This is a genomic window from Candidatus Desulfosporosinus nitrosoreducens, assembly GCF_030954495.1.
Classification (GTDB): domain Bacteria; phylum Bacillota; class Desulfitobacteriia; order Desulfitobacteriales; family Desulfitobacteriaceae; genus Desulfosporosinus; species Desulfosporosinus nitrosoreducens.
In genome coordinates, this window is sequence record NZ_JAVHUW010000073.1 from 70,236 (window position 1) to 93,731 (window position 23,496).

The window sequence follows — 23,496 nt, forward strand, 5'->3', positions numbered from 1 at the left end:
ACTCTTCACCGCTTGCCCCAAGGGTTTTGTTTTATTTCTCAACATACGGTATTAGCTAATCAATTCAACCTCTTCTCACCATTGCACTCAGGGCAAATTCCATAGAACTCCAAGCGGTGTCCAATAATTGAAAAACCCGATTTTTCTTCAGCTTCTTGATCAACATCGATTAAAGGGCGGTGAAAATCTGTCACTTTACCACATTTAGAACAGACAATGTGATAATGATTCTGAGGGTTGCCGTCAAATCGGCTGGACATATCTCCATAGGATAATTCCAAAATATGCCCATGCACCTTAAGCATGTTCAGCGTATTGTAAATAGTCCCTAAGCTCACTCCAGGAAATTTTGCTTTAACATGGTGATAAATCTCATCTGCAGTAGGATGGGATTCCGTCCCGAGAAGAAACTCTAAAATTGCCTGTCTCTGAGGAGTGAAGCGGACACCTTTATCCTTTAATTGCTTGAGAATTTCAATCGCATCCAAGACAAGATCTCCTTTCGTGATTTAAAATAATTTTTAATTAATTTTAAATCAAGATTAGAAATTTGTCAATAAAAAAGAGGAGTTCAAAACTCCCCCTTTTTATATTGTCAGAAAGTATAACTTCCTTAAAATACTTTCTGTGGCATAAGGGCACTAAACGGCTGCCTGCACCAAAGGTGCGAAGACAGTTCTTCGGGCACCCGCCAAGTTTCCTTAGCTTGGGATTCTGTCAAGTTAATTAAGCTGGATTCGGTGCTTCAACCGGACAAACACTGGCGCAGGAGCCGCAATCGATGCAAAGATCCGCATTAATAACGTACCTGTCGTCGCCTTCGCTTATTGCGGAAACCGTGCATTCTCCCTCGCAAGCACCACAACTAATGCAGTCAGAACTGATAACGTATGCCATGAATAACATCCCCTTTTTTCCAACTTCAAAGTCAATATACCAAAGCTCAAGAAAAAAGGCAAGCATAAAGATGATTATTCCGGGCATAATCTATAATTTGTGTTAATTACAGATCACGTTCAGGTCTATAGGGCACTTGATATAAGCGGCGCAGACAATGTGAACAATAAGGTAAAACCCGATTACTCACATGATTTCTGCGAAAAAGAACATGTGCCAAATCCTCATGTTCAAAACCGCACGCTCTGCATTTTTCTAACATTTTTCTTCCCTCACTTTGTGTAATTCAGAACAAATAGCCTATATATAGTATGCTCTTTTTGTTCTGAGAATAAACACGCCGTGCTAGAATTGTTTATTCAGAATACTGGTCAAATGGCTGAGTGTAAAGCATTCGTACATCTGGCAATAGGGAAGAAACGCTTTTATATAGGGTGTCTCTTGCCAACGCTGCCTGGGAAGCGTGTTCAGCCAAAGAACTTCCCGAACGTGGCGCTGAATTTGCTCTAATAAAGCGGCGGCTTTTTCTCCCTCTAAAGTCTGGGCATCGCTGACAATAATTAACAGTGTTTGTTTGGATAAGGTATCGGGAAATGTTTGGTTTAGACTCTCTAAGGCCTGCGCCAGATTTGTCCCTCCTCCCCACTCTTTTCCCGAGATACTCAAGGTTTCCTTAACCATTTCCTGGAATGTTTGCCCTTTTTTCAATTTTCCGGTCAGGGGTATCAGCGCTTCGCCAAAAGCAAAGGCCTTAATCCCATTTACGACCTTGGAAAGTCCATAGACAAATTGCCAGATAAACTCGCTATACTTAAGCATCGAACCGGAAATATCACAAAGCAAAACAATTTTGGGTCTTCCTCTGCGCCGGCTGCGATAACTCCGTTCCAGAAGGACCCCGCCATAACGCAGATTCCTGCGCAGGGTCGTGCGCATTTCCAGGCCTCCGCGCCGGCGATCCGCCCGATAACGCCGGGTAACCTGACTGGCAAGGCGCTGACTGAGACGACGTATTAAGCGTATGACTTCCGGCCATTCCTCCGGGGATATTTTTTTCAAATCCCGGCTTAAAACCTCGGCTTCCTGTTCGCGCAGGGCGCGTTCCACTTCCGAAAACACACCATCTGTGGAACCGGGGGAAAGAATTGGGTCATCTTCATTTAATTTCTTACGCCAATATTCCAAGGACCCCCGCAGAACCCGTTCAACCATCGGCTGATAGGTGTGATCCACAGGAATGCCGCTCCTTGTGCCGTTGGACGATTTCTCCAAAAAATCCCGCAGGCGCTGTTTGTCCTTTTCAGTGAGGCTGGCGTAAACAGCCCTCTGCTCTTCAGAAATCTCCAATTCATGCCCCTGAAAACGCAAGTCCTGCCTGGCGTTCTCCATTTGTTCATGCCATTGACTGGCTTTTTCAGCGCTTTCTTTTTGCCAGGCCTCTTTTTGTTCCGGGTTGCTGAAGTAAGCGCGGAATGCTTCTTTAAAGGCCGGAATATGCCGGATATCTTTGACAAGCGTTGCCTGGAGCGCCGCCTCGACCTTGCTCTTCTCCGTCATACCGATTAAGGCTAAGCCGTTTGCAGCATCATAAATTTCCGAAGGACTGATTTTTAAGCCGACAGATCTCAAGAGCTGGGCAAATTCCACCAAGTGACGGTCTAATTCACTCACTCTCTCATGCATGGTGTCCATGGGCCTGTCTTTCCCCTTTGTCCGCCTTATTCGCTTCGAAGAGAAGACGCTCCGCTCCCATCTCGCGATAAAACAATTCAACATCCTCCTGGCTCTTCAACAACAAAGTCAAGGTCGCTTCCACCCACGCAGGGTCCAGACCTGTTTTCCCCATGACAAGCAAGGCTTTGGCCCAGTCCATCGTCTCCGAAACGGAAGGCATTTTGTTCAAGGAGAGCTTTTCCCTCAGAACATGCACGGCGCGAGCCACTTCCAGGGCTAATCGTTCCGGCAAATCCGGTACTTTCTTCCTTAGAATGCGAACTTCTTTATTGACCGACGGGGGTTCTACATTAAGGAATATACAGCGCCGTTTCAACCCGTCGGACAGCTCCCTCTCTCCATTGGAGGTTAAAACAACCATAGGCCGTTTTTGCGCCCCGACCGTTCCCATTTCCGGGATCGTCACTTGAAACTCTCCCAGAAGTTCAAACAAGAAGGCTTCAAACTCCGAGTCCGTTTTGTCAATCTCATCAATCAGCAAAACCGCTTGCTCTTGACTCAGGAGAGCCTGCAGCAAGGGACGAGGGAGAAGGTAATCTTTAGAAAAAAGATCTTCTTCCCGCAATTGTTCCCGGCTTAACTGAATTTTCAGAAGTTGACGCTGATAATTCCACTCATAGAGCGCCTTCGTCTCGTCCAAACCTTCATAGCACTGCAACCGGATCAAAGGCGCTTGGAAAACCTGACTGAGAACCTTAGCGATTTCCGTCTTGCCGACCCCCGCGGGTCCTGATACCAAAAGTGGTTTGCCCAATTCGGTTGCCAGAAATGCCGTCAAGGCGATCCGATCATCTTGTTCGGTAATATAGCCTACGTCTTCCAAAACATCTTCAAACTGATCAAGGGTCATCCTGTTCATCTAAATCCCCCTCTTTCTTTATTTTCCTGCTTCCGGTCTTCGGCTTCTGGCATTCGACCTCAGGCATACCTCTTGATACACTTTCTCATAGCCTAAAACCGCCCGTTCTACGGGAAATGTTTCTCTTGCCCAATGAACGGCTTGTTCGGAAAACGCTTTATAGAGAAATTTATCGCTAAGCAATCGCAAAACTGCTTCACTCATTCCCTGCACGTCCCCAACATCTGCCAAATAACCTGTCTTGCCGTGTTGAACGACTTCCGGCAATCCCCCGACCCGGCTGGCAACTACAGGCACACCGCAAGCCATCGCTTCAAGAGCTACTAAGCCAAAGCTTTCTTGCCCCGACGGGAGAAGAAACACGTCCACCATCTGCAAAATTTCTACGACACTCTCTTGTTTTCCTAAGAACTGAACCTTCCCTTCCAGCCCAAGTTTCAGCACTTCCCGCTCGACCCTGCTCATTTCCGGTCCGTCTCCGACGAGAAGAAGCCGACAGGGAATTGTCTTCTCGACCCGGGCAAAAATATTAACCACATCAACGACTCGTTTCACTTCCCGAAAGTTGGAAATGTGAGCCAGAATTTTTTCTCCTTGGGGGGCAAAATACTTCCGGCAGCGCCCGGGCAAGCCTTCTAAAGGAAAATACACCTTAGGGTCAATGAAATTGGGGATCACGTCGATCCCTTGATCCGCTCTCCCAAAAGTTTCTTCCGTTTCAAGCGCAAGAGCCCGGGAGACAGATGTAATTCGATCACTTACCCTTAAAGCCAGGCGAGTCAGCTGATAAAATTCTTCAAAAGCCCCTACTAAGGTGACATCGGTTCCATGGAGCGTTGTCACCAGTGGCAGCGGCTTCGTCATCATCTGAATGGCCAGATAGGCACTGATACTGTGGGGAATAGCATAATGGGCATGGATGAGATCCAACCCCACATAATTGGCCACTTCCACGATCTTATTGGCTAGCAGCAAGGTATAGGGCGCTGTTTTAAACAAGGGATAGCTTACATCGGCTACCTCATGAAAAAAAAGCTGTTCATGATAGCGGTGCAAGCGAAAAGGGCGAGACGAAGAGATGAAATGGACTTCATGTCCCCGCTCACCCAAGGCATACCCTAGTTCTGTCGCCACAACCCCGCTTCCTCCATAACTCGGATAACAAACCATTCCAATTTTCATAGACCGGCACCCTCTTTTATCCAACATAATCGAAAAAGCCCAAAGAAAGGCTATCCTTCAGGAGTTATATCCTCGAACCCAATCGGCATAGCTTCTTGAATCGCCTCACCGATGATCTGCTGTATATCATTAACCATGCGTGACACTTCAAACTCCGCTTCTAAGTATTCCCTTGCGGCAGGGTTAATGCTTAATAAACTGTATAAGCGCTCCAGCTCTTGCTGTTTCTCCTCGCTGACTTCATTCTCTAACATTTGCGCTTCGCGGATCTCCCATTGTTTTAATTGAAACTCACGAACCATCTTGTGATTATTGGCATCACTCATAACTTTTTCCTTTGATTTGTGAAACTGTTTAAATTCGTTTGATTCTTTAAGCGAACGAGCCAATTCATGAGCTAAATCATGTGCTGCCATTTCTAAACCCCTCCCAGCTCCGTATCTTATCTAATAATTGTCCATATTATATAAAATTTTCCCCTCTGAGACAATTGCTCCTAATCTCAAGTGCTCGTACTGTTCAAAACCAGTTCCTCCAGGACGTCGAAAGCTTGCAACCGGCTATAAGCTAAAAAAACCTCCCATTGATCCTGGCTGATCGCCCACGGACAATGTACCGCTTTCCAACTGGCAAACCCCAAAGGATTTCCGCCGTACATTTTTTCCAGCCGGCGTTGCGCCAGACTGATAATACCCGGCGCGTGACAGTTGCTGGCAATAGGTTCCAAACATAGGACCGGTTCATTTTCATAAGTCACAAGCAAACTGAACCTTCCGAGCTTTTGGATGCCTATCTTTTCCCGCCGAATATCCCCTGCAAGTGGAATGGGATCAGGCTGAATAACCCCGCCCATCTTCTTCCAGAAACTTTGTTCAACAGAACTGCCGATGGGAGCACAAACTCCGACCGCCCCCATTTGTCCGGCAAAACGAACCACAAAGCGGGCAAAATCATAATCAGGGCTGCCTTTTAACTCTAAGCCATCCAAGACAACAAGTCGTTCAGCGCCGCGCAAAGTTAAGGCTCCGCTTCCTTCTTCACCCAATTGAACAACATTATATCCTGGCAGCCTATGAATTTCCGGTTTCAACGTTATGCCTTTTTCGATTAAGAAAGCTCCTAAGGCTAAAGCCCAATCTTCAAGGCAGTCTTCATTCCAGTCTGTTTGCGGGTCAATTTCAATTTCCATCCAAGGCATTGGCACATCTCCTTTACACGGCACTAACATTTCCTAGTGTTGCACTGTAAAGGCAAGTCTATGCCAATACCCCTGCAATTAGCGCAGCCTCTCCAGCAAGGTCCAGTCACGCACTTGAAAATCATAAAATAACAGCCAAATTATTTCAAAATCCGAGGGCGGCACAACAATTTTCCAGGCGTAAGCCTCAAAATCAAGCATGTGAAAAATCGGAGAAACCACTCGTATCAAAAGAGCTAGAGGATCCTGGTGACTATATCCTTTAGCTTTTTCACTTTTTTGCTGCAGTAGAATGTTCAAGCGCCGAATATATTCCTCGATATACTCCGGAGGATGGCTCTGAACGTGGGACCGCCCCAAGACAGACCTGGCTTCTTCGGAATCATAAAAAAGGTGGGTTACCTCCACTCCTAAACGACTGCCATCTTGTTGATCCTCTATGACAATATCCGGACGATCCGCATGCTTTAAAATTCTGCAGCGTTTCCCCTGTTGGTTATTTAAGAGCTGCACCAAGGCTTGAGCGGCGCTTTCTTCCATCAGCCATTTTTCATCCAGCGAATATGACACAAGGGATTCCTCCTATTCCAAGATATAGCTGACTTTGGCAAAATTCCTAAACCCTACAACCGAATGCACCCCGATCCGGCGCAATAACTGAGCCGCTTCATCAATATCCCGGCCGACTGCCGCCGCAAAATGGGCATCCGACCCTAAAGTGAAGTCAATCCCTCTGCGTTTTATTTCCTCCATCAGACATTTTTCTGGATAAAATTCTTTAACAGGCTTGTATCTTCCATTTGTATTCACTTCCAGAACCAGACCATGCTCCGCAACTGTTGTTAAAGCTTCATCGGCCAGAACCGTAACGTCGGAGGCCGGCCGAACTCCGAACACTTTAATGAGGTCAAAGTGCCCAATCGTCGTAAATAATCCACTTTTGGCGGCCTGAGTCACTACATTAAAATACTCCCGGTAAAGCTCATCCGCATCCTTCTGATGATGTTTCGGCTCTTCCTCCGGAATATCAAAAATCCAGCCCGCAATTTCATGGACGGAACCAATGACATAATCGAAGGGATATTGACTCAGGAGATTTCTGATTCTCTCTTCCTCATTGGGCCGATATTCCGCTTCTAAACCAATGCGCACAGCCAAATGGGGGTATTCCCGGGCCACTTCACAAATCAGGGGGAAATTCATTTGTTCCCAATAATAATCATGATCGGCAAAGCCGATTTCTTTCAGTCCTCTGCGGGACGCCTCATCCAAAAAAGCCCGAATGTTATCACGATTAGCTTCCCGGTCATTATGTCCAAGAAGGTGAATATGCAAATCCAACATCTCTTAAAGCTCCTCCCGCCGCTATAATGTTTGCAATCCGGTCCTTACCAGCAGATAAGGATGTAAACTCAGATTGGACCGGGCTATTCTCGTCGACGGCGCGGCCAGATCAGCAAAGAAATTCCCTGTCAACTTTACATCTGTCCGTCCCACTATTTGCCCCTTTAGGATGCGCAGACTGTGAGGTGCGCTCAGGGAATAGGACCCTGCCACTGAGTCCTGAGTATGTAAACCTAATACGGACAAGATTAAAACTCCGTCGTCGATGGCTTCCAGAGCCGTATGCCAAGGAACCTCGGCGGTATGCTGAAGATACAGCCCCGCCGAGCCTTGGGGTAACGCCGTCGGATTTTCCCCCCAGCGCACGGCGTCCTTGACACGGAGAAATGGAGTTTGCAGCTTGCCGTCAAGGACTAGCGCTGTCTGAATAGCCGGTACCCCCTCGGGTGTTACCAGGTATGACCCTAATTCAAGGGGCCGAAGGGGATCAATCAGCAAAGAGAACTGCGGATGAAACACTTCTTTGTGCTCCCGAAAGTTCTCCTGAGAAAATGTTCCTTGCCCTTCAAGAACACGGTCTCCGGAAAAATTGGGCAAGACAAACTGTCCCAATAATTCCTCCGTCATTGAGGGCGCAAAAACAACCTGAGTCTCAGGGCCGACCGCCGGTGCCTCTTCAGCCATTTTCGCATAATAATCAACCGTCCGCAGCCACAATTCTCTCTGTTCTTCCGGGCGGCTGAGACGGCGCTTGGCAAATCCGCCGCCAACAAGACTGTCAAAGGAAAACCAGGATGCGAATTGGGACTGTTGATACGTTACGGCAAGCCCTGTGGAAGTCCGGACATGCCGATAACCCCAAGCAGCTTGAATACTGCCTTGCATCTTAGCGTTTTCAGGCTTTTCCTTAAGCCATTCCTGAGCAAGATCAAACAGTACTGCGTCATTTCCCTCCATAATGTTCTTGACAGCCCGGTCTTCTACCGCTACCAGGGGCAATGGCTTGGGAGCCGGAATATGCGCGGCATCAGGGTCTATGTAGGACGCTTGCTTCCACTGCTCCATTTCCTGCTGCCAAAACCCCGAACCTTGCTGTGGATTCATCTGAACCATAGCCTGGCTGCAGGTTCCATCCGCCCAGACCAAAAAGATATCCCCGCTTTCTCCCTGACGATAACTCGGCGGGGTGTAGACACTCCCGGGAAAATTATCTTTGATCCCTAAAGACACAGCCTCTGATTCGTGCACCAGAATACGCCAGGCGGACAGCCTGAGATGCTCATGTTCCGGTGCATGTTGAAACTGATAAAAAAGATCCTCTAACTGCGCGACGAGTTTCATCCTTGTGCTCCTCCCAAACTGACTTGTTGATCGGGGTCCATAAGCAGATAACGCTGACTTCCTCCGCTCGAAGGAACAGACTGCCCGCCCTTGCCACAGGTCCCAATGGCATCAAAACAACCCTCCCCAAGTCCGCCGCGAATTGCTTCCAAAGCGGAGAGGATCTTGCCGCTAAAGATCGAAGGCTGATAAATTGGCAAGTCCGGATCAGCAACGTCAATAATCCCATCACATTGAAAAACGAAATCTCCCGTTTTAGGATTAACTTGCCCGCCCCGGTACCCTAATAATAGGAGGTTTTTCTGTCCTTCAAGCAACTCACCGTTTGCCAAAAGAATATTGCGGACAGCCTGCACTTCCTCCATCAAAGACAACCCTGCAGGCAAAGGGAGCAAACGATCAACGGTCAGGCGAATATTGCTCATGCGCGGCAGGGGAACATTGCCATAGCTCTCCGCCCGCCCGGCTCCGGTAACCGGCATACCCGCTTCTTGAGCGGAAAAGATATCACCAAGTCCGGCCTCCAAAACTCCATCTCTGACAATAGTTACAGTCTGCCTGATAAGCCCATTGGCGGAATAGGGCTGATAAGCCCAGTCACCCGGCAGCGGACCGTCGATAATATTGACCCCCGGTCTGGCCACACGCAGTCCTTTACGCAGTTTTCCTTTTTCGCCCAGCACTGATTCAGTCATATGATCAGACTCTACCGCATGCCCAAAGGCCTCATGGGCTAAGCCTTTAGCCAAACCATAGTCGATAATCAGAGGATAGTGGCCGCTGGGCAATTGCGGAGCAAGGCAGACCTTTTGCGCAAATTCCGCCCGATCCCTAGCCTTCCTCTCCAGAAAACAATCGTTTAATTCCTCATAAAGTAAAGAGGCATCCATGCCGCTGCGATGGACCAGAGTGCTCTGAGCCTTGCCTTGCGCTCGTACTGTTCCTTGATGCATTAAAACCGCCCTGGGAATTGCAAACGACACGAGCGTTCCATCCGACCTCCCAATGCACCAGACTTCTTCCAACTGTCGATAACTTGTCTGCCAGGTTCCCTGGGGATAAGCACTCTTTAATCTCATATGCAGCTTCATAACCAATTCCTCAAGTTCCGCTAAGGGAACTTCCCCGAAAGCTTTTCGTGCGGGATTTGCTTCCTCTGCTAAAACCCGGGGAGCTTCCCAAATCTGGCAATTGAGCTTGGTACCAAGAGTTTCATTTCTGCGAGCCAACTGGATGGCCTTTGCCGCAAGCTTGCCCCCCACTTCCTCTTCCAGGACATCGGAAGTCGCAAAGCCCACTGCCCCCCGTTTCGTAAACGCCTGAACCCCGAAACCACTATCTCCGCCTGTCGAAACCCGCTCGAAGCGGCCATTGCTCAAACGCATACTCCATTCCCGGCGCGATTGGACGCGCACAATCACATACCCCTCAAACTCCGCGGCTTCAGTCAAGACCTTGTGAACGAATGATCTCAGCTCTTTTTGTTCCACAATTGCCCTCCTGTCATCCATAGTCCTTATTCATAGTCCTTATTGCTGAGCTAATAATTCCCCTAACAATATGGATATTATACCACAGAGCTAAAGAAAACTTGACAGGTACCCAAAGACCCTGATCCACATTTGGCGGAGCTCCCTTGCCGGTGAATGGGCGGACCCCGGAATGTTGAGTGAACGTGCACTTTGCGGCATGTATGTCTGACTACAAAAAATATCCCGAGGCTTGTATAAACAAGAAGCCCTCGGGACACACTTTAATTAGTCTCACGTTTTTCTTTTTTAATCCCCACTCCTCTCTTTTACTTCACTTGCGGCGAAGACGTCGCAAGCTTTTTTTGTCCCAAAGTTACTCCAACAATTTTCCCGCATATAAGTTCAACCGTGCGGCTGGCCATGCCAGCCTATTTTTCTTGTACATTCAGAAAGTATAACTTCGTTAATACTTTCCTTCTGCATAAGGGCAACCAACGGCTTCGCCTTCGCTAAGGCTCGGCAAAGCCGGGTTTTCTTTATCGGCTTTACTTTAAAGGTTTGACCATAATCTTGCGTTCCTCAGCAAAACCCGATGTTTCATAAAGATGGAGTGCCGGCAGATTATGAGTGCTGACGGCTAGACCCAGATAAGAAATCTCTTGCCGGCGACAGTAATCCTCCGCTGCCCTGAGCAGTTCTTTGCCGACGCCCTGCCCTCTCCACTCGGGCAGCACGCCAAAGTCCATAACCCATCCCTGTATGACTCCCGTCAACTCCTCCCGGGATGAAGGGTAAAGTACCAAATAGCCAACCGGTTGCTGCTTACCCTGATCTGCGCCTGAATCACTTCCTCTTCTCTCTTCGGCAGAAGCCTCGGCAATAAAGACAATGGAATCTGTCTGTTGAATCCAAGTCCAGAACCCTTTAAGAACGTTTTCACGATATTTAAGAACTTCTTCCATTGGCTGTTCACGCCAGGGGGAAACGCTGTCTGGAATATTAATTTTTCCTAACTGATACATAAAAGGCCAATCGCGATTATTTCCTTGACGAACTCGCATAACATCACCTCTTAAGTAACGTATGCATATGTCAAATCCATGTCACTTTACGGCCGTATTTTTTTGCCGACTGCCAAGCTGCCCCACAATCTACCGTTCTCTTTGTTAAATTAGCAGATAAGTTCTCGGCGCAGTTCTTTTTCAATATACTTAATAATACCCGCTGCACAATGACAGGTAATCCTGGTCGGAACCCCTGCTGCCCGACAGAGAGTATGTGCTCATTCCCCACTATATTAAGCTTCTCCCGAAAGAAGGTGATTCCTTGTACCTGCTCAGTCTAATTCTGGGCCTTAGTCTTCTTCTCTGGGGCATGAAGGAATTGCGGCAAGGACTTCAGTCCTTCGCAGGGCTTCATCTCCGCCGGCTTCTTCTCTGGATGACCGCAACTCCCATCCGGGGTTTTGGGGCCGGAGGAATAGCTACCGCCTTCCTGCAATCCAGCAATGCCCTAATCGTCATGGCTGTCTCTTTTGTCGACGCGGAGCTGCTTCCTTTTGAAAATACTCTGGCCCTGATTTTAGGCAGCAACATCGGTTCCACCCTGACTACACAATTACTTGCCTTTCCTTTGGCGCGGATAACCCCTTACCTTTTAATTTTAGGTGCCCTTGGCTATCTATTCATCTCTAAACGAATTCGCTATTTATTTTTAGCGGTCTTCGGACTGAGTCTCCTTTTTTTTGCCCTGAGTATGCTGCAAGCAGGGATGGCTCCGCTGGCTGACAAACCGGCCATCCAAGCTTTTCTCCAGCAATTGGGGGATAACCATCTCAAAGGGGTCCTCGCCGGAACATTACTGTCGGCCCTGCTTCAATCCTCCAGCGCAACCACAGGCATTGTTATGCTGCTTGCTGAAAACGGCCGGATAACCCTCTCCACGGCCTTAGCCTTTATTTTCGGCGCCAATATCGGCACCTGTTTTACCGCCGTGCTGGCGGCTCTGGCCAGCTCAAGGGCTGCCCAGCGTGTGGCGCTTTTTCACGTTTTACTCAACGTCTTTGGTGTCCTGCTTTTCCTGCCTTTTATCGGCTTCCTGGCTCAAGGGATCGCTTTCATGGGAGGGGGCCTTTCTCGTCAGGTCGCCAATGCTCACAGCCTGTTCAATATACTTTCTTCCCTTTTAGCCTTCCCTTTTTTAGCAAGGATCACCCGGCTTTTAAAAAGAATTCTTCCCTAAAAATCAGGTATCCCTGCTCTTGATCCCGTACAGAGTCTCAAGCAAATCACAAATCCCCGCGGCATCATCCAGATCAAAACAAGGGACTTCAAGATCGAACCTGAGGTCACTGGCAATGGCAATCAGCTCTTCCGGCCGACAAAAAAGCTTCCGGTGTACTCCCGAACGAAACACTTCAATTTTCGGTTTGTTGCCCGACTTATAACCCTCGGTAAAAATGACATCGACTCCCCGAATCCGGGCGACCACTTCGTCCAGAGGCTGATCCTCCGGAACGCTTTCCAAAACAGCAATCTTTTGGGGCGAACTGATTGCTACGACATCTGCTCCCGCTTGAGCATGACGCCAAGTGTCCTTGCCGGGCCGATCCATTTCGAAACCGTGAACATCATGCTTCAAGGTTCCCACTCTCCACCCCCGACGCTTGGCTTCGCGGATTATTTTCTCCAAAAGGGTTGTTTTTCCTGAGTTTGACCCTCCTCCGACAATCGACACAACCGGAATCAGAGGTTCTTCATGCTGTTTAGCCATTTTAATTCTCCCAATCCGCTATCCAATTGGCCATCAACATTTCTCCCGCCTTAACCGGGCCGTGGCCGGCGGGCACATCCACCAACAGCTGGCTGCCTACCATGGAACGCAGGATTCCTGACCCTTGGGCCGAGGCCAAATCCGCCCATAGTTCCCCGTCTTTGAAAACAGCTTGAGCACGCAAGAAGCGCCGCTGTTTTCCGGTCTTGCCAAAGTCACTCGCTATTCTCACTAAGAATTTTTTCTTTTCAACACCCGCATACCCTGCCAGTTTCCGTAAAGCCGGACGGACTAAAAGTTCAAAGGTCACTACGGCTGCAGCAGGATTCCCCGAAAGAGAAAAAAACAGTTGTTTCCCTTTGTGGCCTGCTGAAGCGGGAGTTCCCGGTTTTAAGTTCAATTTCCAGAACAGCATGTCGCATCCGAACTGCTTCAGAGCGTGTCGCATGATATCGTAATCACCTACTGACGCTCCCCCGGTCGTAATGATCATATCGGCGTCTGCAACCTCCTCCAGGGCTCTGAGAGTATCCTCAATTTGGTCTGAAATGATGGGAACGACCGTAACCTCGCAGCCAAGCCTCTGCAGCATGGCGCGAAAGGTATAACTGTTGCTGTTAAAAATTTTCGCGGGAAGCAGAGGCTGTCCAACGTCCATTAACTCGCTTCCGGTGGCAATCAGAGCAACACGGGGCCGGCGATAAACCTCAATTTTATCCCAGCCGACAGCTGCCATTAAGCCTATCGCCGGCGGAGTCAAGTAAAAACCGCGCCCAAGGAGAATTTCCCCTTTTTTAATCTCTTCTCCTCTCCGTACAATATTGGAGTCCGGTCTAACGGGACACAAGATTTTCACTTGATCCCTGTCGGCTTCCGTATCCTCTTGACGGACTACGCAATTAGCTCCGGGAGGAAGCGGAGCACCCGTAAAAATCTTTGCGGCCTCCCCGGCAACAACCTCCCGTTCTGAAAAGGTTCCTGCGGGAATTTCGCTGACAATCTTTAATTGCAAGGGAGCGGCATCGAGCTCTTGAGCAAAATAAGCATAGCCATCCAAAGGCGAGCGGTCAAAGGGGGGCAGATCAATTTGGGCGGCGATATCTTGAGCCAACACTTTCTGAAAAGCATCAGCTATGGAAACGGTTTCAGGTTCAACTGTTTGTATTTTTTGCAGCACCAGCTCTTTAGCCTCTTCTAATTCGATCATAACTTTCATACACATACCATCCCTATTTTTCTTCTCTAAATGCTTTCATTATTTTGCCTCTAGTGTATCGACAATCGCAAACATTGTCAAAATAATCTACATAAAAGAGGGACGGTCTTTTTAACAGCTTGACGTGTTAAAAAGATCGTCCCCCCTTTATGTCTTAAAGAGGCTTTGCACGCAATTTTTCAATCTCTACTTTGCCTTTTTCACGATAAACCTCCAGTTTCCGATACGCTTCCTCGATCCGGATAAGTTCCTTTCCCACTGCGATGATGACATTAGGATGACAGTAATCCACGAGCAGACGGCTTTGAGGGCTGATCTGAACAAAGGTCGTGCTGATCTCTGACCCCCCAAGTTCCCGGATACTGGCTTTCCCGCCGATGAATAGCTTCCCTCCGCGGCATACTCCTTCGATTGTAGCATCCCCGGCAACCCGAATCTCAGAATTATAAGTCCCTTTCTGACAAGTAAAAGAACCGCCGCATTCAATGGTCGCCCCCTGAATATAATTAACCACCAGGCTGAGTTTCTCAGGAACTTCCAACGTCAAGGTTTCAATAAATCCTTCGAGCGCTTGATCCACTCGCTGCAGAAAAGACAACGATTGAGGTTCTAAAGGGCCTAATCCTGATAAAAACCGTTTGGCAGTCCGTATCGCAACAAGCAAGGCTTCCGTAATCAATTGATCGTCTGTATGGGCTGAAATGAAACTCTCCAGCCGGCCGGTAACTTTAGGCAGTTCCGGGAATTGCTTTTCCAAAACGATTTTTAGACATAGCCCGGGTTTGACGTTAGCCACACCCGCTGACTTTATCAACTCCGCTGTCCTTACCAGACAGGAATTCAATTGCTCTCTCAACTCTGTCACGCTGCGGAGAAGTTCAGAATGTACCACAAATTTTTCCCCGATCACAACCTTCCCGCCGATCAAGTTCTGTTGAATTTTTGCCCCTTTCTCAGCCCGAATCTCGGCATGAGACGCTGACCCTCTGATTTCCAGCATTCCACCGGCGAAAATCCTCAAACCGTCTTGAACGTTTCCCCCAATGTAAACATCCCCCGGAAACTCAATGCTTCCGGTTGCTAAATCAACATCTTGATTAAGAACATAAACATTTTCCACCATGTAAGTTCTTTCATCACTGCGGATAGGTCGGCCTGCACAGGTGGCAAGCACTTCAAGACCATCCTCGGAAAGGCGGACATTTTTCTTTAAACGAAACTGGAAGTCTTTAGGAGTAGCAACGGAGTATACCTTGCCAAATACGTCCATGCCAGGTACTCCGGGCTTGGCTGGAATTTTGCGTGCCAATACTTCTCCTTCTTTAACGAGCTGGACTTTTGAAGCAAAAAAGTCAATTTTTTTCCGCTCATCTTCCTGGACTTGCAAATCATCAGCCGCAACAAAATTTTCCAACTGAGCGTTCTCGGAAGGTACCGGTGCCTTGGCAACGGCAATCTCGACTTCCTGGACACCCTTAACGGCTGATATCTCACTCCAGCACTCAGGGCGATAGCCATAAATGACTTTCAGATTTTTCAGGTCGGCCAGCAGCTTTGCTTCATCCCATATTTCCCCCTGGTCTTGTGACTCTTCCCAGACTACAAGCTTTTCCAAGCATATTTCTTCAAGACCAGAGGGGTCTTGGGGAAGAACATAACGTCCTCCTAACTCATGCTTCACTTTGGCCACCACCAACATCCCATAAAACCGAACTTCCAACTCCCAGGTCAAATTCTCCGCCTTGGTGACAGGGCAGAATTCTATGATATCTCCCCTATTGGCCTGAAACGGCCAATCTTGAACCGTTCCATTTAACCGGAGCTCCCCGACTCGCGCACAGGGAACGATGGTTTTCATCCCCTCTTCAGGAATAATAAGGTATTTGTTGTCGGACTGGATAGCTTGGGAATGCCCATGAACGACCTCTTCTGGCATGTTAATTACCCCACTTTGCCTATAACTATTTTAATAATCATACCAGTTATTATCCCTTGAACACATAGGTCTTAAGTCCTATGGACTTCCAATATAAAGAAAATCAAGCCGGCGCAGGCGGGCTGCCCGGTTGCTTAGTAATCAAATATTTGATACCCTGAGGACTTGCGGCCATTGGGATCTTCGCTGTTTCCGGGTACTTGGGGTAAAGGCTTATTGGGAGTTGGAACGATGGGTTTTAATAAATCGACCGTCTCTTGATCAATAACCTTATCCGTAGTCAATCCTTGGTCTAAATTCCTGACTACCTGTTTAACCTCAAGGGGATCAATCTGCCAGTAGCTCACCCCATCAACCTCTAAAAAGGAACCCGGAAGAGTTTGGGAAATCACATTCGAACTGTTAAATCCTACGGCGGCTTTAGCTACGGTCAGGATATCCCCGGCTTGCAAATTTGTCGCAACCGCTTGCATTAATTGAGGAATGAGGTACGGCAGTTTGGGCAATGTGCTCAGTTGGAACATCTCTTTGGCCACTGCTTTTAAAACGACCTGCTGCCTGGCTGTCCGTGAGATATCTGACAAGGCATCATGGCGAAAACGAGCATACTGTAATGCTTTCGAGCCGTCAAGACGCTGCAGCCCTTTATGTAAGTTGATATAGCCATCCTCCTCATCTCCTGTCTCATAATACATATCTTTCTCGACGTTAACCGTGATTCCTCCTAAAGTATCAATGATCTTCTTAAAACCTTGAAAGTTAGTCTGAATGTAGCCTGAAATCTTCTCACCGGTTAAATCTTCAACACTTTTTTGTAAAGTCACCATATCAGTTAACGCTAAAATTGCATTAATTTTAACATAGCCATGGCCTGCCAGGAATAATCGCGTATCGCGAGGAATTGAGAGTAAACTTATCCTTTCTGTTTGCGGATCAATCCTCGCCACTATCAGGGAATCGGTATTGAATTTTGTTTCCTCAGGCCTTTGGTCAGCTCCAATCAATAAAATGCTGACCGGATTGCTGAACCCATCCTGCGCAGAAGAAATTAAGCCTCCACCGGACAAAGTTGTCCCAATACCCATGAATCCTTTATATCCGTTAAACCCTAATACCAATATTCCCAAAAAAACAGCAGTTACCAACACCGAGATCCATTTTTTTTGCACTCCAAACAACTCCATTATAAAAACTAACATCTTTTTACCATTATAACCAACTTTATGATAACGAAGAATCATATTACCCTAAGAAATAAAAAAATCTCAGGAAAAGTTAACTTTCCTGAGATAAAAGAATAACAATACTATTTATACTAAAACCTCTTGCTCTCTAAAATCACTGGTTAAAGGAAGTTCCATCAAGCGGTCTATGAAACCGTCCCCAAAGAGCATGACAAAATATAAAGGATTTAATACCCGCTCTTGTCTTGAGCTGTTGGGGGTAAGGCCACCTTCCAGCATTTGCAGGCGCTGAAGGATGTAGCTGCACTTTTTCCGCTGAGCTTGCCAGAGTTTTTTCTTCAGGTATTCTAATTGAAAGTCAACCTTTGCCTGGTTGCGAATCAGCCATTCGTGAACATTAGCATGAATTTCCTCGAAAGGTTCCAGTTCGGCATAACCGCTTTGGATGACCGCCCGCAAACGCTGCAACCGCTCATCAATGTCCAAGGAATCCTGGGCCCGAATCAAGCCCTCTTTGTAAGACCCCAATCCCTGATAAACATTCTCAAGGGTCAATCCTTCTTTAACCAACGTTTTCTGCCAGGCAGGGGTAACGATAACCCCGGACAAGCGGGGAAATAAAATCGGCATTACGAAGCCAAAGGTCGAGAAGACTTGCCCCAACTGCGCCCAGTAATTTAATTCCCCGGGACCCGGAACATAGGCCAAGGTAGGAAACAAAAATTCCTGAACAACCGGACGGGTTACAACATTAGGAGAAAACCGCTCAGGAGCCTGTGCCAGCAAGGCGCTCAAAGCATCCAAGTCCCAGGTTTCTTCCTGACCTCTTAAGTAAAACACCCGTTCCTGCTCCAGGATTGCCCGGCGTTCAGGATTGGCCAGGAATAAGTTCACTTCCCCTCCTAAAGGCTGGATTTGGGCTTGAAAGCCTAATTCTACCCATGCTTTCGTACGCTCGGCCAAGGCTTCCCGAACATCGTTATGCATTTTCAAAATCTGTTCATACATCGGAGCAGCAAGCTGCTTGAATTCCGGCAGCATGGGATCAAAAAAGATGAGGCCCCACTTTTTCAGCAGCCATTGCAACGTCAAGGCAAACCATTGACTCAAATTTTCGGCTTGATCGAGGAATTGACGGCAATGTTTAAATACGTAGGTCTTAAATTCACCGTCCGGCATCTCTCGAAACTGATCCTCCAGCACCTCCCATGACGGGACCGGCTGTGAGCCCACCGATTTCCCTTCTCCGTCACCCGGCAGGGTGCAGGGAAAAGGTTTTCCGGCTGAATTTAAAAAATAGGTTTTTTGAATTTCCAACCAATCGTGATCCTCGCCGGCTATCCAAAAAATCGGCACCACAGGTCGTCCCAGCTTTTCCCGCTGCTCTTGCGCTAAACGAATCGTTGTGACAGCCTTATATAAGGTATACAGAGGGCCGGTTAAAATACCTGCTTGTTGCCCGGTAATAACCGCCAAGGTTTCTTTATGTCTCAATTCTTCAATCATTTGCAGGGTTACCGCGCTTGCTCCCAGGAACTCATGGTACGCTTTCAAGCCATCAGCTAAACGCTCCCTGGAATAATTTCTCGTAGTTAAATATTCGGCACGCTCTGCGAAGCTCTCTTGCCGTTTGGGGTCTCCACTAGGGAAAAAAGAAGCTACTTGTTCAAAACAAGTAGCCATGGTTTGCATTGGATCTCTCATATCTTATCCTCCCCGCTACCTTCCAGTACACGGTATTTTATCATGCGTGCATAGAAATCGCAATTCTGCCGGCCTGACCTGTTCGAACTCGTCCGATGACCGCAGCCGCCGGTGTTCGGAAAGCGGTCAACAGTTTAATTAAACTCTCCAAACGATCTTCCTGAACAGCTATGAGAAGCCCGCCCGAAGTAATAGCATCACAGAGTACAAGCCGCAGTTCTTCAGAAACATCTTGCGCAAAACTAATCTTACCTTCCAAATGCCGCTGATTGGCACGGGTTCCCCCGGGTATTGCCTTTTGTTGAATGCAGCCCCACACACTCTCCAGCACGGGTACAGCCTCAGCATATACTTCCCCGCCTAAACCGCTCGCCAAAAGCATCTCATGTAAATGCCCCAAAAGTCCAAAGCCTGTCACATCTGTTACGGCATGAACTCCGACCCTTATGGCTGCTTCAGCCGCTGCTTTGTTAAGGGTCGCCATGACCTGAATAACTTCTTGTTCCGCTTCCGCCGCAACAATCCCGCGCTTGATTCCAGTAGTGATGATCCCTACGCCAAGCGGCTTGGTGAGCACTAAGTAGTCATCTGGCCGGGCCTGAGAATTAGAAAGGACTTGATCCGGGTGAACAAGGCCGGTTACAGAAAGTCCATATTTCGGCTCGGAATCGTCGATAGAATGTCCGCCAACCAGAACTGCTCCGGCCTCACGTATTTTCTCGCTCCCGCCTTGAAGAATTCTGGCCAAAATTTCCATCTTCAATTTTCCCACCGGAAAGGACACTAAGTTCATGGCTGTTAAAGGTTTGGCGCCCATGGCGTAGAGATCGCTTAGTGCATTGGCGGCAGCAATCTGCCCAAAAGCATAGGGATCATCTACGACAGGAGTAAAGAAATCCACACTTTGAACAATGGCTTGTTCGGCATTGAGGCGGTAAACTCCGGCATCATCCGAAGTTTCCAGACCTACCAGCAAATTAGCATCTTCTTGATTAGGAGGTAAATGGCACAAAACTTGTGCCAGGTCAGCGGGACCTATTTTGCATCCTCAGCCGGCCTTGGTCGACAACTGGGTCAGTCGAACTTTATCTTGGACTGTTTCAAATCCCAGATCCATTCGTTACACCTTCTCCAACATACGCATTTATGAACACTCTGCATCATCCGCTAGTTATAGTTTCATTGTACAACACATCAGACGGACTTACAAATAAGGCCAAAAAAGCCTTGGCTTAGGCCGAACTTGCGAGAGCAGAAGCCGTTAGTTTATTTCCAATCTTGCAGACGTTGGGCGATGTCCTCTATATCCCCGGCAAGCAGGGTTCGTCCATCGAAAAGAATCCAGTCTTTCTGGATGCGGCTTAAAATGGCCACAGAGCCCCTACGCAAAAATTTTTCCAACTCAAGGACACTTCCTTGTTTGGGGCGGACAGCGCAGACCCAAGTGGGGAGATTAACGGTTGGCCAAGCCCCTCCTCCCACTTGAGAGGCGTCTTCTTTTAATTCAACCGCAATCGCTGTATTAGACTCTAAAGCAGCTTTTAGTTTTTCCGCCGCAGACTTTAAATGGTCTAAAGAATAAGAGAGCATTCTCCAGACAGGAATAGACTCTCCATCCCCATTTTGGTACATGCGAAGAGTTCCTTCTAAAGCGGCTAAAGTCAGCTTGTCAATTCTCAAAGCTCTCGTCAGTTGATTTGCTCTCAGGCGTTCGAGATAATTCCGCCGCCCCACAATAATTCCTGCCTGCGGACCGCCCAACAGCTTATCTCCGCTGAAGCTGACAAGGTCAAGCCCCGATTTTACGCTTTGTTGAATCGTCGGTTCAGGAGGAAAGCCAAGACTTGCCCCATCAAAAAAGCTCCCGCTTCCCAGATCCTCCAGCACAGGAATTCCGTATTTCTTTCCCAGTTCAACCAACTCCGCACCTGAAACAGCATGGGTGAACCCTTCGATTCTGTAGTTACTGGTGTGAACTTTTAATAAAAGAGCGGTCTCTGAATTAATCGCAGCTTCATAATCCTTATACCAGGTTTTGTTTGTGCTTCCTACTTCAACGAGCTGTGCACCGCCTGCCTTTAAAACCTCGGGAATTCGGAAAGAACCGCCAACTTCAACTAATTCGCCGCGGGAAACAATCACTTCTTTACCGAGAGCAAAGGTATTCATCATGAGCAGTACGGCCGCTGCGTTGTTATTGACCACCATTGCCGCTTCGGCCCCTGTGAGCTGGCAAAGCAGTTGCTCAACATGGACATAGCGCGAGCCCCGTTCCCCTGTTTCAATATTTAATTCCAGATTGCTGTATCTCTCCGCTTGAGCCGCGACATGGCGTGCAGCCTCAGGAGCAAGGAGGGCTCTGCCACAGTTTGTATGTAAGACAACTCCTGTGGCGTTAATCACGCGGCGCAAACTCGTTTCCGGAAACATCAAAACTTGAAGAAGCTCCTTCTTTAGCCAAGGCCAGAGAGCGGATTCATAATCCGCGAAGGAACTTGAGATATTTCGGTAGACATTTTCTCTTGCTTTTTGTAAAACCTGTCGAACGCAATGAGTTAGGCGTGGCAGGTCTCTTTTATTCGCCAAGAAAGGACTGAATTCCGCTTCGGTTTCCAGCTGTGCCAGCACCTCGTGCACCGCGGGAAGTGCCCTTAAACGCCTTTGTTTTTCTTCTTCCACTGTTTGACACCCCTTACAGGCCGTTTCTCAATCCCTCAATTATCCTGAAGCGACCCGCACACTTTTTAGGATTTCAACATCCAAGTTGGCATATGATATAAGCACAAGCTTATTCGAGGAGGAATTACATGTCAAGCATTAACTCAACTCCGTCACAGAAGCAGCCAGTCCAACAAGCCGTTATCATTGCCTTCTCCGATCTTACACGCAAAAAGAACCGCTTTCAGCCCTGTATTTTCTGCGGTGAAACTATCAAAGTTCATAAATTCAAGGGCAAAAATGTTTGTACCCGTTGCCTGCACCAGATACCGGCGATTTTCTCCTTTGCTTAAGGCTAAAGATTCAGCTTAATATGTACAGCCTTCCACCTCTCGGCAAGGTTGATGAACTAAAAAGGGTCTCCTTAATTTAAAGAGCCTTCCATCACTCTATGTTGTGGAAGGCTCTGTCTTTCAGATAGCTCGCCACTATCTTATTGAAATTTTAAAATCTGGCAGCTTACGAAAGCTTGTTGAACGATTCATTAAGTGTCTGTACAGCTTTAACCGGAATAATCTCCTTCCCATGTTCGGTCAAAAAGGCACTCGTCGTAGCCACAATCTCTCCATATTCGTCAAGAATGGCTTCAGCCATAAGTCTCTTTTTGCCTGTTCCTATTCGGCTGAGGATAAGGTAATACTCGCCTTCGAACAGATAAAGGCTGGAACGTAGTTGACTAAATTCCGGCAATCTTCCCACAGCGGAAACCACATCTTCAAAATCAGCAAAAACATACACTAACTCCGTAACCCGGCTCTTTACGGGTTTACGGGCAGCTTTCTCCTTGACCAATCCTTCAAGCTGTTGTTCTTCTTGTTTCATAATAGTGATAACAAATTCGTCGTTTGTTGCCACTGTCGCTTGAATCCAAAAAGGTTGATCCAGATTGAATTCCACTTCTTCCCTTGCTTGCGCAATGAGTTCCCAAAACAGTTGCTCCGTTTTCGCTGATCGTTGGAATAAATCAGCCATCGTAATATCCCTGTCAGTTAATTCTGTCAAGGAGATAAAGATGCGGATGGTATGCTCATTAACCTTTTGTACACGCATATCCCCACTCTCCTTTCCGCATCAAGTTCTTACCCTATCTTATTCCCATTATATCATATTACGCCATTACTTTTTCAGTTAATTCCATGGATTTTGACGATCTTTATCAGCCAAACTGCATAAGTTGATAAGTGCAGCTAAATCGTCCGGTCCCTATCCGGAAAGCTCCGAAACAGAACTCCGGAACTAACATGCTTAATTCCCTTAGAAGGTGAGATCCCAGGCAATGCTATATAGTCTTGCCCATTTAAGCCATCGGCAATCATTGAGAAGCTCCCGGATAGCCTAAAGCAAACTCCCGACACGTTCGCAGCGCACAACTTCTTTGCGGACCGGAAGGTACATCAATTTGACCTGGTCTTCCAGCTTCAAGTTTTCATAGATGTTCTTATCAACGTACAGCTGTTGTTGTTCCGAACCGCTGCGAACCTCTAAGCTATAAGTTCCGGATGTTGAATCAAAGGTTTTACCCTGTACCAAACCTTGCAGAAATCCGGGTTGAGCCAGCCAGTCCGGCTGGGATGAAAACAACAGCTGGGTATAAATTCCTAAAACGCCGGCTAAAAGGACTGTCTTGCCAAATAGCACCAGGAAGCCCCAAGCATCTCGTTCATAACGAAATGTCCTTAAAACCTTCCCGCCAATTCGGAAGAGGACAAAGATCCATATCAAAATGAGCACAACCATGTTTGGCCAGGTCGTACTCCACAGATAACGATAGTAATCTACCATAGTGAGCCCCTTTAGTGAAGCGTTTATGTTTACGTCGGAAAAACATCTATTCCGCTTTAGCGATTTGCTCCTTGCCAGCACCGCAACTCGGACATTGTTTGGGGCGGCAACGTCCTTCAGACGTGGCGTTACATTGGGTACATTGCCAAATTGCCAT

24 protein-coding genes are annotated in these 23,496 nt (G+C 47.7%); 2 read left to right on the forward strand and 22 right to left on the reverse strand.

Annotation, left to right across the window (positions count from 1 at the left end; all coding sequences use genetic code 11):
• Window positions 1-59: 59 nt before the first annotated feature.
• From REC12_RS21260 to REC12_RS21315, 12 genes are all read right to left on the reverse strand, one after another.
• Complete coding sequence (locus REC12_RS21260) at window positions 60-488, reverse strand: Fur family transcriptional regulator (protein ID WP_308897808.1); 429 nt, start codon at window positions 486-488, stop codon at window positions 60-62.
• Between the two features lie 238 nt (window positions 489-726).
• The gene (gene fdxA / locus REC12_RS21265) at window positions 727-897 is read right to left on the reverse strand and encodes a 4Fe-4S ferredoxin (protein WP_308897809.1); all 171 of its coding nucleotides are present in this window, start codon (window positions 895-897) and stop codon (window positions 727-729) included.
• Between the two features lie 345 nt (window positions 898-1,242).
• Window positions 1,243-2,589, reverse strand: a complete 1,347-nt coding sequence (locus tag REC12_RS21270; RefSeq protein ID WP_308897811.1) for a vWA domain-containing protein — start codon at window positions 2,587-2,589, stop codon at window positions 1,243-1,245.
• On the reverse strand, window positions 2,573-3,490 hold the full coding sequence (locus tag REC12_RS21275) for an AAA family ATPase (RefSeq protein WP_445223115.1): 918 nt from the start codon (window positions 3,488-3,490) through the stop codon (window positions 2,573-2,575). The genes REC12_RS21270 and REC12_RS21275 overlap by 17 nt, the downstream gene beginning before the upstream one ends.
• 18 nt (window positions 3,491-3,508) lie before the next feature.
• On the reverse strand, window positions 3,509-4,672 hold the full coding sequence (bshA, locus tag REC12_RS21280; protein WP_308897812.1) for an N-acetyl-alpha-D-glucosaminyl L-malate synthase BshA: 1,164 nt from the start codon (window positions 4,670-4,672) through the stop codon (window positions 3,509-3,511).
• A gap of 50 nt (window positions 4,673-4,722) precedes the next feature.
• Window positions 4,723-5,088: a YlbF/YmcA family competence regulator gene (locus REC12_RS21285; protein WP_308897813.1), complete on the reverse strand. Its 366-nt coding sequence runs from the start codon at window positions 5,086-5,088 to the stop codon at window positions 4,723-4,725.
• Between the two features lie 86 nt (window positions 5,089-5,174).
• Window positions 5,175-5,870 carry a hypothetical protein gene (locus tag REC12_RS21290; protein WP_308897814.1) on the reverse strand — a complete coding sequence of 232 codons (696 nt, stop codon included), beginning with the start codon at window positions 5,868-5,870 and terminating at the stop codon, window positions 5,175-5,177.
• A 78-nt stretch (window positions 5,871-5,948) separates the two neighbouring features.
• Window positions 5,949-6,440, reverse strand: a complete 492-nt coding sequence (locus REC12_RS21295; RefSeq protein ID WP_308897815.1) for a hypothetical protein — start codon at window positions 6,438-6,440, stop codon at window positions 5,949-5,951.
• Window positions 6,441-6,452: 12 nt separating this feature from the next.
• On the reverse strand, window positions 6,453-7,214 hold the full coding sequence (locus tag REC12_RS21300; protein ID WP_308897816.1) for a histidinol-phosphatase HisJ family protein: 762 nt from the start codon (window positions 7,212-7,214) through the stop codon (window positions 6,453-6,455).
• A 21-nt stretch (window positions 7,215-7,235) separates the two neighbouring features.
• Window positions 7,236-8,555 carry a metallopeptidase TldD-related protein gene (locus REC12_RS21305; protein WP_308897817.1) on the reverse strand — a complete coding sequence of 440 codons (1,320 nt, stop codon included), beginning with the start codon at window positions 8,553-8,555 and terminating at the stop codon, window positions 7,236-7,238.
• Window positions 8,552-10,045 (reverse strand): TldD/PmbA family protein, encoded by a 1,494-nt coding sequence (locus REC12_RS21310; protein ID WP_308897818.1) that lies wholly within the window; start codon window positions 10,043-10,045, stop codon window positions 8,552-8,554. The genes REC12_RS21305 and REC12_RS21310 overlap by 4 nt, the downstream gene beginning before the upstream one ends.
• A gap of 527 nt (window positions 10,046-10,572) precedes the next feature.
• Entirely contained in the window at window positions 10,573-11,088 is a 516-nt protein-coding gene (locus tag REC12_RS21315) for a GNAT family N-acetyltransferase (protein WP_308897819.1), read from the reverse strand.
• Between the two features lie 265 nt (window positions 11,089-11,353).
• Here REC12_RS21315 and REC12_RS21320 point away from each other — a divergent pair, with 265 nt between their 5' ends.
• Window positions 11,354-12,268: a Na/Pi cotransporter family protein gene (locus REC12_RS21320; protein ID WP_308897820.1), complete on the forward strand. Its 915-nt coding sequence runs from the start codon at window positions 11,354-11,356 to the stop codon at window positions 12,266-12,268.
• A 3-nt stretch (window positions 12,269-12,271) separates the two neighbouring features.
• Here REC12_RS21320 and mobB read toward each other — a convergent pair whose 3' ends face one another.
• From mobB to selA, 7 genes are all read right to left on the reverse strand, one after another.
• The gene (gene mobB, locus REC12_RS21325) at window positions 12,272-12,799 is read right to left on the reverse strand and encodes a molybdopterin-guanine dinucleotide biosynthesis protein B (protein ID WP_308897821.1); all 528 of its coding nucleotides are present in this window, start codon (window positions 12,797-12,799) and stop codon (window positions 12,272-12,274) included.
• 1 nt (window position 12,800) lies between these two features.
• Window positions 12,801-14,015 (reverse strand): molybdopterin molybdotransferase MoeA, encoded by a 1,215-nt coding sequence (locus tag REC12_RS21330; protein WP_308897822.1) that lies wholly within the window; start codon window positions 14,013-14,015, stop codon window positions 12,801-12,803.
• Between the two features lie 154 nt (window positions 14,016-14,169).
• Window positions 14,170-15,951: a flagellar assembly protein A gene (locus tag REC12_RS21335; RefSeq protein ID WP_308897823.1), complete on the reverse strand. Its 1,782-nt coding sequence runs from the start codon at window positions 15,949-15,951 to the stop codon at window positions 14,170-14,172.
• 134 nt (window positions 15,952-16,085) lie between these two features.
• On the reverse strand, window positions 16,086-17,120 hold the full coding sequence (locus REC12_RS21340; protein WP_308897824.1) for an LCP family protein: 1,035 nt from the start codon (window positions 17,118-17,120) through the stop codon (window positions 16,086-16,088).
• Between the two features lie 141 nt (window positions 17,121-17,261).
• Window positions 17,262-18,839, reverse strand: coding sequence for a bacillithiol biosynthesis cysteine-adding enzyme BshC (gene bshC / locus REC12_RS21345; protein WP_308897825.1), 1,578 nt, complete (start codon window positions 18,837-18,839; stop codon window positions 17,262-17,264).
• A gap of 40 nt (window positions 18,840-18,879) precedes the next feature.
• On the reverse strand, window positions 18,880-19,956 hold the full coding sequence (gene selD / locus REC12_RS21350; RefSeq protein WP_308897826.1) for a selenide, water dikinase SelD: 1,077 nt from the start codon (window positions 19,954-19,956) through the stop codon (window positions 18,880-18,882).
• Between the two features lie 149 nt (window positions 19,957-20,105).
• Window positions 20,106-21,518, reverse strand: coding sequence for an L-seryl-tRNA(Sec) selenium transferase (gene selA / locus REC12_RS21355; protein WP_308897827.1), 1,413 nt, complete (start codon window positions 21,516-21,518; stop codon window positions 20,106-20,108).
• Window positions 21,519-21,646: 128 nt separating this feature from the next.
• Between selA and REC12_RS21360 the strand changes: the two genes are divergently transcribed.
• On the forward strand, window positions 21,647-21,850 hold the full coding sequence (locus tag REC12_RS21360; RefSeq protein ID WP_308897828.1) for a hypothetical protein: 204 nt from the start codon (window positions 21,647-21,649) through the stop codon (window positions 21,848-21,850).
• A 166-nt stretch (window positions 21,851-22,016) separates the two neighbouring features.
• On the opposite strand, the gene REC12_RS21365 is transcribed toward REC12_RS21360, so the two are convergent.
• The 3 genes from REC12_RS21365 to REC12_RS21375 form a co-directional block, all read right to left on the reverse strand.
• Window positions 22,017-22,607 (reverse strand): adaptor protein MecA, encoded by a 591-nt coding sequence (locus tag REC12_RS21365; protein ID WP_308897829.1) that lies wholly within the window; start codon window positions 22,605-22,607, stop codon window positions 22,017-22,019.
• Between the two features lie 285 nt (window positions 22,608-22,892).
• The gene (locus REC12_RS21370; protein WP_308897830.1) at window positions 22,893-23,339 is read right to left on the reverse strand and encodes a hypothetical protein; all 447 of its coding nucleotides are present in this window, start codon (window positions 23,337-23,339) and stop codon (window positions 22,893-22,895) included.
• 46 nt (window positions 23,340-23,385) lie between these two features.
• Window positions 23,386-23,496, reverse strand: coding sequence for an RCKP-type rubredoxin-like domain-containing protein (locus REC12_RS21375; RefSeq protein WP_308897831.1), 111 nt, complete (start codon window positions 23,494-23,496; stop codon window positions 23,386-23,388).

Bases quoted from the DNA above. Each gene is read 5' to 3' on its own strand.
- fdxA (WP_308897809.1), bottom strand. From the start codon at position 897: ATGGCATACGTTATCAGTTCTGACTGCATTAGTTGTGGTGCTTGCGAG.
- REC12_RS21270 (WP_308897811.1), bottom strand. From the start codon at position 2,589: ATGGACACCATGCATGAGAGAGTGAGTGAATTAGACCGTCACTTGGTG.
- REC12_RS21275 (WP_445223115.1), bottom strand. From the start codon at position 3,490: ATGAACAGGATGACCCTTGATCAGTTTGAAGATGTTTTGGAAGACGTA.
- bshA (WP_308897812.1), bottom strand. From the start codon at position 4,672: ATGAAAATTGGAATGGTTTGTTATCCGAGTTATGGAGGAAGCGGGGTT.
- REC12_RS21285 (WP_308897813.1), bottom strand. From the start codon at position 5,088: ATGGCAGCACATGATTTAGCTCATGAATTGGCTCGTTCGCTTAAAGAA.
- REC12_RS21290 (WP_308897814.1), bottom strand. From the start codon at position 5,870: ATGCCTTGGATGGAAATTGAAATTGACCCGCAAACAGACTGGAATGAA.
- REC12_RS21300 (WP_308897816.1), bottom strand. From the start codon at position 7,214: ATGTTGGATTTGCATATTCACCTTCTTGGACATAATGACCGGGAAGCT.
- REC12_RS21305 (WP_308897817.1), bottom strand. From the start codon at position 8,555: ATGAAACTCGTCGCGCAGTTAGAGGATCTTTTTTATCAGTTTCAACAT.
- REC12_RS21315 (WP_308897819.1), bottom strand. From the start codon at position 11,088: ATGCGAGTTCGTCAAGGAAATAATCGCGATTGGCCTTTTATGTATCAG.
- mobB (WP_308897821.1), bottom strand. From the start codon at position 12,799: ATGGCTAAACAGCATGAAGAACCTCTGATTCCGGTTGTGTCGATTGTC.
- REC12_RS21330 (WP_308897822.1), bottom strand. From the start codon at position 14,015: ATGAAAGTTATGATCGAATTAGAAGAGGCTAAAGAGCTGGTGCTGCAA.
- REC12_RS21335 (WP_308897823.1), bottom strand. From the start codon at position 15,951: ATGCCAGAAGAGGTCGTTCATGGGCATTCCCAAGCTATCCAGTCCGAC.
- bshC (WP_308897825.1), bottom strand. From the start codon at position 18,839: ATGAGAGATCCAATGCAAACCATGGCTACTTGTTTTGAACAAGTAGCT.
- REC12_RS21360 (WP_308897828.1), top strand. From the start codon at position 21,647: ATGTCAAGCATTAACTCAACTCCGTCACAGAAGCAGCCAGTCCAACAA.
- REC12_RS21365 (WP_308897829.1), bottom strand. From the start codon at position 22,607: ATGCGTGTACAAAAGGTTAATGAGCATACCATCCGCATCTTTATCTCC.
- REC12_RS21370 (WP_308897830.1), bottom strand. From the start codon at position 23,339: ATGGTAGATTACTATCGTTATCTGTGGAGTACGACCTGGCCAAACATG.
- REC12_RS21375 (WP_308897831.1), bottom strand. From the start codon at position 23,496: ATGGCAATTTGGCAATGTACCCAATGTAACGCCACGTCTGAAGGACGT.